Raw genomic sequence first — 13,121 nt, forward strand, 5'->3', positions numbered from 1 at the left:
CCGGCCGGGTACTCGATCATGCCCACTAGCATCGTCGCGTGCAGACTGCGGCCGGACCCGGCGACCGACGGGCACTGCTCGACATCCTCGTCCACGCCGCGAACCGGACACCCGACCAGGTCGTGGTGCACGTCCGCGACGACGGCGCCGAACGGACGGTCACCTTCCGGCAACTGCGGGACGATTCGCTGCGAATCGCGGGCGGCTACCGGGCAGCGGGGGTGGTCCCAGGCACCCCGGTGCTCCTGCTCGCCGACGCCGGGGACGACTTCCAGCCGCTGTTCTGGGGGGCGCTCGCCGCCGGGTTGGTCCCGGTGCCGCTGCCGCCCGAGCCGGCCCGGGTACGGGCGGTCCGCGCGCTGCTCACCGACGCGGTGACCGTGGTGGACGACACCACCGAAGCTGTGGCCGACGGGCTGGCGGGCCCGGTGCTGCGGCTGGCGGACCTGCGTACCGGCACCCCGCCGGAGGAGTTGTTCGCCGCCGCACCGACCGACGTGGCGTTCCTGCAGTTCTCCTCCGGCAGCACGGGCGCGCCGCGCGGGGTGGAGTTGACCCACGCCAACGTCCTGGCCAATGTGGAGCAGGCCCGGCTGGCCAGCGGCGCCGGGCCGGACGACGTGCTGGTCACCTGGATGCCGTTCTTCCACGACATGGGGTTGATCGGCACCCACCTGACCCCGCTCGCCATCGGGTGCAAGCAGGTCCGCGTCCCCCCGCTGGCGTTCGCCAAGCGCCCGGCGCTGTGGTTCACCACCGCTCACCGGCACCGCGCGACCCTGCTGTCGGCGGCGAACTTCGCGCTTGCGCTGGCCGTCCGCCGGGTGCCGGCGGACCTCCTCGCCACGCTGGACCTGAGCCGGGTCCGGTGCGTGGTGGTGGGCGCGGAGCCGATCTCCCCGACCGTATGGCGGGCGTTCCTGGCGCACGTCCGCCCGGCCGCGCTCGCCCCGTCCGCCCTGCGACCGGTGTACGGGCTGGCGGAGGCGACCCTCGCGGTGACCTTCCCGCCGCCGGGGGAGGTCGCCGCGCCGCTGGTGCTGGACCGGGCCGCGCTGAGCCAGGGCCGCGCGGTGCCCACCGGGCCGGGTACCCACGCCGTGGAGCTGATGGACCTGGGGTACCCGGTGCCCGGCTGCGAGGTCCGCATCGTCGACGAACGGCACCGGCCACTGCCCGAGGACCGGGTGGGCCTGATCGAGGTACGCGGCCCGAACGTGGCGCGCGGCTACCACCGGGATTCGCAGGCCAGCCGGGAGACCTTCGTGGACGGCTGGCTGCGCACCGGTGACCTGGGTTTCCGGCACGCCGGCCGGCTCTGCGTCACCGGCCGCGCGAAAGACGTGATCTTCGTCAACGGCCGGACGTTCCACGCCCCCGACCTGGAGGCGGTGGCCGCCGCGACCGTCGGGCTGCCGGCCACGGTGACCGCGGTGGTCGGCTGCACCGACCCGGACACCGGCGGCGAGCGGATCGTGGTGTTCGTGGCGTGGGCCCGTCCGCCGGTCGGGGCGGCCGTGGTGCTCGACGCGACGCGGGCCCGGGTCGCCGAGGCGGCCGGGCACGACGACGTGCGGGTGCTGCCGCTGCCGCCGGGCACGTTCGCCCGGACCACCAGCGGCAAGCTGCGGCGGCGACGGATGCGCGAACGCTACCTGGCCGGCGACTTCACCGACCGGGAACGCCGCTGGCACCCACCGGCGCACGGAGGTGCGCACCCGGCCGCACTCGGCGTCGCGCACCCATCGGCGGCCGGAGCGGCGTGCCCGGTGGCCGGGCCGCCGTCGGACGGCTCGGGGCCGCTGTCCCGGCGACGGGTCGAGCAGATCGTCCGGGCGGTCTGGGCCCGGGTGCTGGACCGGCCCGCCGACACCATCACGGCGGACGACCGCTTCCTGGCCATCGGGGGGTCGTCGCTCAAGGCGATGGAGGTGCTGGCCGGGCTGGAGGACGCCCTCGGCGCCACGTTCGATCCGGCGGACCTGCGGGACTGCCCCACCGTCGCCGCGCTGACCGACCGCATCCTGGCCGGGCCGCCCGCGACCCGGCCGGCACCGCCCGGCGGGCGCGCCCCGGCGTCGCAGGACGCCCGCCCCGGTACGGCGCCGCTCGCGGTGATCGGGATGGCCTGCCGGTTCCCCGGCGCGGACGACCCCGACGAGTTCTGGCGCTGCCTCGTCGACGGCGTCGACGCGGTACGGCCGGTGCCCAGTCACCGGTGGACGCCGCAGGACGGACGTCCCCGCTGGGGATCCTTCCTGGACGATCCGATGCGCCTCGACGCGGACTTCTTCGGGCTCACCGACGAGGAGGCCCGGCTCGCCGACCCGCACGCCCGGCTGTTCCTCGAGATCGGGTACGAGGCGCTCGACCGTGCCGGGTACGCCGGCCCGCGTCGGCAGGGCCGCCGCATCGGTGTCTTCGCCGCCGTCGGTGAGAGCGCCTACCCCGAGCTGCTGGCCGCCGCCGGTCCGGTCACCGCACCCGCGGCTCTGGTCGGGAACCTGCGCAATCTCGTCGCGGCCCGGCTGTCGCAGACGCTGGACCTCGTCGGACCCGCGATCGCGGTGGACACGGCCTGCTCCTCGGCGCTGGTCGCGCTGCACCTGGCCGCGCGCAGCCTCGCCACCGGCGAGTGCGACATCGCGCTGGTCGGCGGGGTGACCCTCCACCTCACCGAGACCGCCTACCGGCTGCTGGACGCCGCCGAGGCGTTGTCACCGACCGGGCGGTGTCGCGCCTTCGACGCCGACGCCGACGGTTTCGTGCCCGGCGAGGGTGGCGCGGCGCTGGTGCTGTGCCGCACCGACGACGCGTACGCCGCCGGGGATCGGGTGCTCGCCCTGGTCGCCGGCACCGCCGTCGGCAACGACGGCCGGTCGCTGAGCATGCTCGCCCCGAACCCGCAACGGCAGTGGGAGGTCATCGCCCGGGCGTACGCGGACGCCCGGCTCGATCCCGCCGCCGTCTCCTACGTCGAGGCCCACGGCACCGGCACCGGGCTCGGTGACCCGGTGGAGGTGCGCTCACTGGCCGCCGCGTTCCCCCGCCGTCCCGACGGCATGCCCCGTTGGTTGGGTTCGGTCAAGACCAACCTGGGGCACCTGCTCAACACCGCCGGGATGCCGGCGCTGCTCAAGGTGATGCTGGCTCTGCGGCACCGGCAGTTGCCGCCGTCGTTGCACCACGTCCGGCCGTCCACCCGGTACGACCTGGACGCCGCCGGTTTCGCGGTGGTCACCGAGGCACGCCCGTGGACCGCACCCGGGCCGCTGGTCGCCGGGGTGAACGCGTTCGGCTTCGGCGGCACCAACGCGCACGCCGTCCTGTGCGAGGCGCCACCCCGCGAACCCGCTCCTCCGCCGGCCGGCACCGGCGTGCATCTGGTGACGCTCACCGCGCGGTCGGCGTACGCGCTGCGGCGCAGCGCCCATGACCTCGCCGGGCACCTGCGCGCCCGGCCCGACCTCGACGTGGCCGACGTGGTCGCCAGCGCCGGGACGTCCCGCGACGACGCGCCGTACCGGCTGGCGCTCGTCGCCGACGGCACCGGGCTGGCCGACCGGTTGGCCGCCGCCGCGAGCGCGTACCGCGACGAGCCGGTCCGCCGTCGGCCGCGTACCGTCTTCGTCTTTCCCGGCGACGGACCGCCACTGCCCGCACCCGCGGTCCGGGACCTGCACGACCGGCTCCCCGTCTTCCGGGCCCTGCTGACCAGGGCCTGTGCCGCCGCCGGTCCGGTGGCGGGACGACCCCTGCTGTCCTGGTGCCTGGGGGACGGCGAGGCGGACCAGCCGGACGGTCGGGTCACCGGCCCGGCGGGCGTGGTGGTGGCCCTGGCGTTGGCCGGGCAACTCGCCGCGTGGGGCGTACGGCCCGACGCGCTCCTCGGACACGGGGTGGGTGAGTTGGCGGCGGCCGCCGCCAGCGGCGCGCTGGGTGTCGCCGAGGCGGTGCGGCGGACCGTCGCACTCGCCGACCCGGCCGAGGACCGCCACGCCGACGACGGGTACGCCGCCCTCGCGGCGCTGCGGGGCGTCCCGGTGTTCAGCCCGGCGGCCGGGCGGTGGGATCCGCCGGACCCGGTCCGGTGGGTGACCGGTACGGCGACCGGGCCGGAGTTGCGCGCGGCGTGGCGCCGGCTCCACGACGACGGGTACGACACCGTGGTCGAGCTGGGCGTCGCCGACCCGACCCGGGACAGCGTCGACCTCCTGACGGACGCCGGGACCGGCCTGACCCGGGTGGTCGCGGTGCGCTGCGGGTCGGACACCGGTACCGCGTCGTTGCTGGCCACGGCCGGACTGCTCTGGGCCCGGGGTAGTCCGCTCGACCGGCCCGCCCTGTACGCCGGTCGGCGGCGGGTGCCGGTGCCGACCTATCCGTTCGCGCGTCGCGCCTACCCGCCACCGGGGCCGGCGCACGCCGTACCGGTGCACGCCGTCGCCTGGCGGGAGGTGCCGACGGTCGCGGGCGTGCCTGCCCGGCGGGTGCGGCTGTGCGGCCCGGGGGTGGGTGGCCCGTTCGCCGACGCCCTGGCCGTCGCGCTCACCGCCGACGGGATCGAGGTCCGCACCGACCCGGCACGGGCCGACACTCCCACGGACCTCGCTCCGGACGCCTCCGGACCGCCGCCGGAGACCACCGTGCTGCTCGCCGGGGCGGCGGTGGACACGCCGGACGTGGCCGCGCTCGACGTCGCCGTCGCCGAGCAGGTACGCGCCGTCCGCGCCCTGATCGACGAGGGTGTCGACCGGCCAGGCCGGCTGCTGGTGGTCACCGAGGACGTGCACGTCACCGGCGCGGCGGCGGAGCGTGGCCGCCCGGTGCAGGCGGTGCTGGCCGGGCTGGCCGCCGCGCTCGCCGACGAGCGTCCCGGCCTGCTCGTGCACGCCGTGGATCTGTCCTCGTCGGACGGTACGGCGGCACGGGTCGACGCCGTCCGCCGCGAGATGTGCGCCTTCGCCGGGGACCCGGCACCCGCCGACGGGCACGCCTCGCCCGGCCCGCTCGTGGGGGCCGGGGTGGCCTGGCGGGGCGGACGCCGCCTGGCCCGGTTCCTCGATCCGGTGCCGACGGCCGCGGACCGGACCGACGAACCTGCTGGTGGCGGACCCGTCGCGGGTGCCGTCCACCTGATCGTCGGTGGTGCCGGTGGCGTGGGCGCCGCGCTGGCCCGGTCCCTGGCCCGCCGGGATGGACCGACCCTGCTGCTGGCCGGCCGGTCCGACCGGGCACCGGCCGCGTTGCTGGCGGAGCTGACCGCGCGGGGCGCGACGGCGACGTACCACCGGTGTGACGTGACCGTGCCCGCCGACGTCGACGCCCTGCTCGCCGCGGTGCCCCGGGTCGACACCGTGTTCCACGCCGCCGGCACCGTCCGGGTCGGCACTCTGCGCGCCAAGTCCGTCCAGGACGTACTCGCCGTGCTGGGTCCGAAGGTGCGTGGCAGTCACCTGCTCGCCGAAGCGCTGCGTCGACACGGCCACGACCGCACGGTGCTGGTCGGGTTCTCGTCGGTCAGCGCCGTGCTGCCCGGCCTGGCCGGCGCGATCGGCGACTACGCCGCCGCCAACCGGTTCCTCGACGCGTTCGCCGCCGCGCACCGGGCCGCCGGCCGTCCCGTCCAGGCGGTCGGCTTCGCCGCGATCAGCGACACCGGCATGGCCGCCCGCACGGGCCGGACCGGCACCGGGGCGATGCGGGTCGACGACGCGCTGCGCGGCCTGGCGGTCGCCCGCCACGTCGACGCCGCACACCTCGTCGTCGCGGATCCGGTCGCCGTCCCGCGGGTCGCCGCCCCGCCGCCCGCCGTCCCGGTCGACGCCACCGTCGGTGCCGCTGACGCTGCCGTCGGTGCCGCCGATGGTGGACCGGCCGGTGTGGACGGCGGGCCGGGGCGGGGCGAGGTGGCCCGGCTGCTGCGGCGACTACTCGCCGAACCGCTGCACCGGCGGCCCGACGAGATCGCCGACGACACCTCGTTCCTCGCCCTCGGCCTGGACTCGCTGGCCGCAGTGGACCTGGTCAAACGACTGGAGGAGGAACTCGGCCGGGACCTGCCGGTCACCCTGTTCTTCGAGTACACCACCGTCGCCGACCTGGCCGCCCATCTCACCGGAGCGCGCGGCGTCGAGCCGGTCCCGCCCACGGCGCGCGCGCCGCTGGACGAGTCGCGGACGCTGGTCGAGGGCGAGCCCTTCCCGCTGACCGCCGTGCAGCGGGCCTTCCACGTCAACGAACGGCTCCACCCCACCGTGGCGAGCTTCGCCTTCGTCCAGCAGACCGTCACCGGTCCCCTCGACGCCGGACTGCTCGGGCAGGCGCTGGCCCGCCTGGAGGCGCGCCACCCGATGCTGCGGGTCCGGTTCACGCCCGGTCCGGGTACGCCTCGGCAGGTGGTCCCGCCCGTGCCGGTCCACCCGGCTCCGACGACGCCGGACTGGTACGCGGTGCGGTCGCTCACCGAGCCGCTCGCCGAGGCAGGGGAGCGGCTGTGCAACACCCCGGTCGACCTGACCCGACAGCCGCCGCTGCGGGTGGTTCTCGTCCGGGAGGGTGCCGATCGGGCCCACCTGATGCTGGTGCTGCACCACGCGGCCGGGGACGGGTTCAGCCTGAACCTGCTCAGCGAGGAGCTGTGGGCCGACTACACCGCACTGGCCCACGGTCGCGCCCCGGTGGTCCGACCGCCGGCCCCCGGATTCGACGCGTACGCGCGCGAGGTGACCGTGCCCGCGCCGGAGGATCTGGCGTACTGGCGGGGCCTGCTGGCCGGCGGCGCGGCGCTGCGGCTGCCGTTCGACGGCGACCCGGACACGCCTCCCGGCCCGCCCGTGCTGACCCATCAGGGTGAGCTGGCGCCGGAGCTGGTGGCGGTGTTGCGGGAGCGGGCCGCTCAGGCCGGTGTGTCGCTGTTCCACCTGCTCCTGGCCGGGTACATGCGCTGCCTGGCCCGGTGGGGCGGGCAGCGACGCGTACCGGTGACGGTGGCGCGGGCCGGTCGGGACGCCCGGTTGGCCGGCATCGACCGGATCGTCGGGCCGTTCGCCGACACCCTGCCCGTGGTGATCGACGTGGATCCCGACGAGCCGGTCGGGCAGCTCGCCGACCGGCTCCGGGTGACCTGGTCGGCGGCGCAGCGGCACGGCTCGGTCACCAGCCTCGACCTGGCCCGGCTGCTCGACCGGCCCGGCGCGGGGCCGCGCACCGCCAGCCCGGCCGGGTTCAGCTTCGCCCGGTTCCCGGTCACCCGCGATCCGGACTGTCCCGTCGACGTCACGCCCACGGCGGCCGGTTCGGGCTCCGCCGCCACCCGGCTCAGCCTGCTCTGCTGGGAGTCCGGCGACGGTCTCGGCCTGTCCTGGAACTTCCCGCGCCGACTGTTCACCCGGGCGACCGTGGCCCGGCTCGCCGCCGAGCACCGGGACGACCTCGTCACGATCGCCACCGGCCGACCGCCGCTGTCCACCGTGGAGCGGGCGGCGACCGCGCTGGACGCCACCCCCGCCGGACAGCGGTCCGCCGAGGCCGACCGGGCCGTGGCGCACCGCTCCGACGCCGGTCCGGCCGGGCAGCGGTCCGCCCACGCCGACCAGGTCGAGCGGCAGCCGGTCGACGGCGGCGACGTGACCGCCCGGATCCGGGCGGTCTGCCGGCGTACCCCGGACGCAGTGGCCGTGACGACCGGCGAGCGGACCATGACCTACCGGACACTTGACCGCGACGCCGACCGGGTGGCCGCGCTGCTCGCCCGGCACGGCGTCCGTCCCGGCGACCGGGTCGGCCTGCTCACCGCGCCCGGCCCGCAGACCGTCGTCGGGGTGGTCGGCATCCTGCGGGCCGGTGCCGCCTGGGTGCCGCTGGACACGGCCCACCCGCCGACCCGCCTCGCCGACCATCTGGTCCGCGCCGGAGCCGGACTGCTGCTGCACGACGACGAGTCGGCCGCCATCGCGGCCCGCCTCGACGCTGCCGCACGACCGGTCCTCTTCGGCCCGGGCACGGACGACGCGGTCGAGGAACACGACGTCCCGTCGGTGCCCGACGCGGCACCGGACCGGACGGCGTACGTGATCTTCACCTCGGGGTCGACCGGGCGGCCCAAGGGCGTACCGGTCAGCCATCGGTCGATGCGCACCTACCTCGACTGGGCCGTGGCCACCTTCGACTACCGGCCCGGCGACCGGCTCGCCCAGACGGCGTCGAGCTGCTTCGACGCGTCGGTCCGGCAGATCCTGGCCCCGCTGCTGGTCGGGGCCACCGTGGTCACCTTCACCCGCGCCCAGCTCCGCGACCCGCAGGTGTTGCTGTCCCGGATCGCCGCAGACCGGATCACGGTGTGGAGTTCGGTCCCCACCCTGTGGGAGCGGATCCTGCGCAGCGCCGAGGAGCACGTACGCCGGCACGGCGAGGCACCCGACCTGACCGCGTTGCGCTGGGTGCACGTGGGCGGCGAGGAGCTGTCGCCGGTGGCGGTCCGGCGCTGGTTCGACCTCTACGGCGACGCCCGGATCACCAACCTGTACGGCCCGACCGAGGCCACCATCAACGCCACCTGGCACCTGATCGACAAACGGCCGGACGACACGGTACGCCGGCTGCCGATCGGCCGCCCGGTCGGCGGGGCGGTGGTACGCGTCGTCGACCCGGCCGGGCGGGTGTGCCCACCCGGCGCGGCCGGCGAGCTGTACCTCGGCGGTGCCGGGCTCACCACCGGCTACCTCGGCGAGCCGGAGCTGACCGGGGCGGCGTTCGTGGTCCACGACGGCGAGCGGTTCTATCGCAGCGGCGACCGGGGGCGGCTCGCGCCGGACGGGACCCTGGAGTTCCTGGGCCGACTCGACGACCAGGTGAAGATCCACGGCCACCGGGTGGAGCCCGGCGAGATCGAGGCGGTGCTGCGGACCCACCCGGAGGTCGCCTCCGCGACCGTCCTGCACCATGCCGATCCGTACCCCCGGCTGCACGCCTTCGTGCTGCCCGCACCGCAGGCCACCCCGACCACGGCCGCGCTGCGTGCCCACCTGGCCGCCCACCTGCCGGCGCACATGGTGCCCGCGCGCATCCACCTGCTGGACAGCCTGCCGCTGACCGCCACCGGCAAGGTCGACCGCGAATCGCTGGCGGCGCTGGTCACCTCGGCCACCGACAGCCGCGCACCCGCCCCGGCGGACGCAGACGTCGCGGCCCCTGCTCGCGCGACCGCCGGCGCGCCGGCCGGTACCGAAGCGGAGCTGGCCCGGATCTGGGCCGGTCTGCTGGCCGTGCCGGCGGTCGGCCCGCACGACGACTTCTTCGCCCTCGGCGGCGACTCCATCCTGGCCCTGGAGCTCTTCGCCCACCTTCAGCAGAACAGCGCCGTCACGGCGAGCCCGACGCTCATCTACGAGCACCGGACCCCGGCCGCCCTGGCCGCCGTGCTCGACGCCGAGGCGACCACCGGCGACGACCTGCCCACCGACGCTCCGGCGGACGCCACGGCCGGTCCGGTCACCGTCGACCGTTCGGTGGCCGACGCCGTACCGCAGGCGGGTTCCGCCGCGCCGTTCCCGGTGACCGCAGCGCAGCGCGGCTTCCTGCTCGCCGACGCCGTCGCGCCCGGCGCCGGCACTGCCTGGCTGGCCCGGCTGCGGCTGCACGGGCCGCTGCGCCGGGACGCCTTCCAGCGTGCGGTGGACGTGCTGGTCGCCCGGCACCCGATGCTGCGGACCGTCTTCCCAGCCGGTGCCCGGCCACCGGTGCAGCAGGAACTGCCCGCCGCGATGCGGCTGCCGGTGGCGTACGAGAGCGTGACCGACCTCGCCGGCCTCGGCGCGCGGGTGGCCGAGGAGCGTCGTCGACGCTTCGAGCCGTGGGCCTGGCCCCTGCTGCGGCTGCGACTGCTGCGGCTCGCGCCGGACGAGCACGTCCTGCTGGTGCACGCCCACCACCTGATCGGTGACGGCTACAGCGCCGCGCTGCTGGGCCACGAACTGCTGGCCGCCTACCACGCCGACGGGACGGCCGATCCGCTGCCACCGCTGCGGGCCGGTTTCCGGGACTACGTACGGCTGCTGGCGGAGCATACCGCCGGGGCACCGGACCCGGCCGCGTACGCCTGGTGGTCGCAGCGGTTCGGGTCCGCGTACCGGCCGCCGGTGCTGCGCGCGGACACCGACCGGCCGGACGCCGACGGCACCACCGACCGGAGCACCCTGGTCCGCTCGTTCACGCTCGACGCCACGGTGGTCGCCGGACTGCGCCGGCTCGCCGTCGACGCGTCGACCACCCTGTACGCGCCGGTGCTGACCGCGTACCACCGGGTGCTGGCCCGGCTCACCGGCCAGCACGACCTGGTCCTCGGGCTGGCCGTCACCGGACGCGACCATCCACTGCCGGACCTGCACCGGATCTTCGGTCCGTGTGCGGCGATGCTGCCGCTGCGCCTGGCCGGCACCGACGCCTTCCCGGTCCACCTGGCCCGGGTCGCGGCCGAGGTCACCGCCGCCCGGCAGCACGCCGACCCGCCGTCGATCGCGGCAGCCGTACCCGCCCGACGGCCCGACGGCGCGCCGGCCGGCGCCCAGTTCTTCTTCAGCTTCCTGGACTTCGACGCGCTACGGCCCGCCACCCCGGCGACGCTCGGTACAGCCGGGTCGGACCGGCTCGACCTCTCCTGGGACGAGGACACCGAACTCGCCCCGCCGCCGCTGGGCACCGACCTGTTCCTGACGGCCCGGCCGGTGGCCGACGGCCTGCGGGTCACCCTGCGCGGCTCCCCTACGGCGGTGACCGCCACCGACCTGGAGCAGCTCGCCGACCGGCTACGCACCGACCTGAGCATCGCGGCGACCGAGCCGGGCCGAGGGACGACCGAGCCGAACGCAGACGCGACCGAGATGAGCCCAGCATCTACCGAGTCGAGCCCGGGCGCGACCGGGTCGAGCGCGGCGGGGACCGATCGGCCGCGCGCCGGCAGCCGGGCGGGCGCGACGCCTGACACCGGGCCGTCGACCGGGTTGACCGCCGCCATCGTCGGGTACCTGCCCTCCCCCGCGCAGCTCGCCGTGATCGCCGGTCTGCCGGCGGGGAGCCTGCCCCGCGACCAGCTCCGTGAGCTGCTCTTCCCCGGTGCTCGGCCCCGGCTGTTGGAGGAGTTGGCCACCCCGCTGGGCACCTCCGGTTTCGTCTGCCTGCCCCGCTTCGCCGACGAGTTGACCACCGCCGGGGACCGGCTCGCCACCGAGGCCGCCGCCGCCGTCGACCTCGCCGCCGGCCTCGGTGCGGCCTGTGTCTCCCTCGCCGGCCTGATCCCCGCTCTCACCGGGTACGGCGTGGGGGTGCTACGGCGGACCCGTACCGCCACGGCGGTCACCACGGGTCACGCGGCCACCGTCGTCTCGGTGGTCCTCACCGTCGAAGCGGCGCTGGCGGCGGCCGGGCGGAGCCTGGCCGGGCGGACCGTCGCCGTGGCAGGTCTCGGCTCGATCGGGTTCTCCTCGCTCCGGCTGCTGCTGGCCCGCGCACCCCGTCCACCGGCGCGGCTGCTGCTCTGCGACCTTCCGGCGGTCGCGCCCCGGCTGGCCGATCAGGTGGCCCGGCTCCGCGCCGACGGGCTCACCGCCGCCGTCGAGATCTGCCCCACCACCCCGGCGGTGCCCGACCTCGCGTACGCCGCCGACCTGATCATCGGTGCCACCAGCGCGGCCACCGAACCGCTCGACGTCGACCGGCTGCGTCCCGGCACTATCGTGGTGGACGACTCCTTCCCGCACGCGCTGGATCCCGCCCGGGCGCTGGCCCGGATGCGACGCGACCTCGACGTGCTGGTGGTCGGCGGCGGGCTGCTGCAGGTGGGGCGGACCAGCCGTAGCGTGCCGGTGGACCTGCCGTCGGCGGCGATCGCCGGTCACGCGGCAGCGCTCGGGCTACCCGGCACCATCGCCTCCTGCCAGTTGGAGTCACTGTTGCGCGCCGGTACGCCCACGCTGCCGCTGGTGCACGGTCTGGTGGACGACCCGACGGCGGCGGCGTACGCGGTGGCGCTGGACGCGGCGGGAATCACCGCCGGGCCGCTGCACCTGCTACGTCACCTCGTCGAGCCGGACCTCCCGGCGGGGCTGCCGGAGGTGCCGGCCACCTGAGGCACCCGCTGCCGCGGGTGCCGCACCGCCGGGCGTGAGCTGCGGTTCTCGTGCAGCGCGAGCAGGACCACCGAGGCCAACACCAGCGTCAGGCCGACCCACTGGCTGGTGCCGAGTCGCCCGTCGAGCAGGGTGAGCCCGACCAGGGCGGCGGTCAGTGGGAAGGCCAGTTCGGCCAGGGTCGCGTTGGACGCGGGCGTACGCCGCAGGGCGTGGTAGTACAGCGTCAGGGCGAGCAGGCCGGGGATGGCGGCGAGCAGCACCAGCCGGGGCACCAGCTCGATCGGCACGCTGACCGGGGTGCCGGTGGCCGCCGCGAAGGTGGCCAACGTGACCAGGCCGACGCTGAACCGCAGCGTGGTGACGTGCAGGAAGGACAGTTCCGCGCTGACCATCCGGCCGAGGACGGTCCCGGCCGCCCAGAGCGCGGCAGCGCCGAAGGCGAGTCCGGCCGCGGCCAGGCCGCGCGGCTGCGCCGCCAGCGGATCCGGGAAGGCCAGCAGCCAGGAGCCGACGAGCGCGGGCACCGCGAAGAGGCCGAACCGGGGGCCGACCCGCTCGCCCAGCAGTACGGCGGCCAGGACCAGGGCGAGCACCGGCTGGAGTTTCTGCAACACCTGCGGGGTGATCGGGTCGCCCAGCCGGAACGCGGCGGTGAACAGCGTCGTGGCCAGTGCCGAGGAACCGGCGCCGATCACCAGCACGGCCAGCTTCGTCCGCACCGAGGACCGGACCAGCGCGCGTACGGCCGGGATCAGCCAGGGCGAGACCAGCAGCACCAGCACGACGTGTTCGGCCAGCACCACGCTCAACGCGGGGAGCTGTCGGGCCAACGGTTCCCGGAGCAGGCTGGAGAAGCCCCAGAGGCTGGCGGCCACGGCGACCAGCCAGGTGCGATCGCCGGTGGCCCGGCTGGTGAGCGGGCTCATCGTGTCCTTCCGGTGGGTGCCGACCTCATGATCAGTGAACCATTCTCGACCGTCGGGGCCGAGGTGA

The 13,121-nt window shown here is 76.2% G+C and carries 2 protein-coding genes; one reads left to right on the plus strand and one right to left on the minus strand.

Annotated elements, in window-relative coordinates:
• Positions 1–38 precede the first annotated feature (38 nt).
• Complete coding sequence (locus tag ID554_RS30045) at positions 39–12,125, plus strand: non-ribosomal peptide synthetase/type I polyketide synthase (protein WP_199489139.1); 12,087 nt, start codon at positions 39–41, stop codon at positions 12,123–12,125.
• Here the strand turns inward: ID554_RS30045 and ID554_RS30050 are convergent.
• Positions 12,071–13,054, minus strand: coding sequence for a DMT family transporter (locus ID554_RS30050; protein WP_117226924.1), 984 nt, complete (start codon positions 13,052–13,054; stop codon positions 12,071–12,073). The two genes, ID554_RS30045 and ID554_RS30050, sit on opposite strands and share 55 nt — an antisense overlap.
• Positions 13,055–13,121: the final 67 nt, after the last annotated feature.

The organism is Micromonospora craniellae, from assembly GCF_014764405.1.
In the GTDB taxonomy this organism is placed as follows: domain Bacteria; phylum Actinomycetota; class Actinomycetes; order Mycobacteriales; family Micromonosporaceae; genus Micromonospora; species Micromonospora craniellae.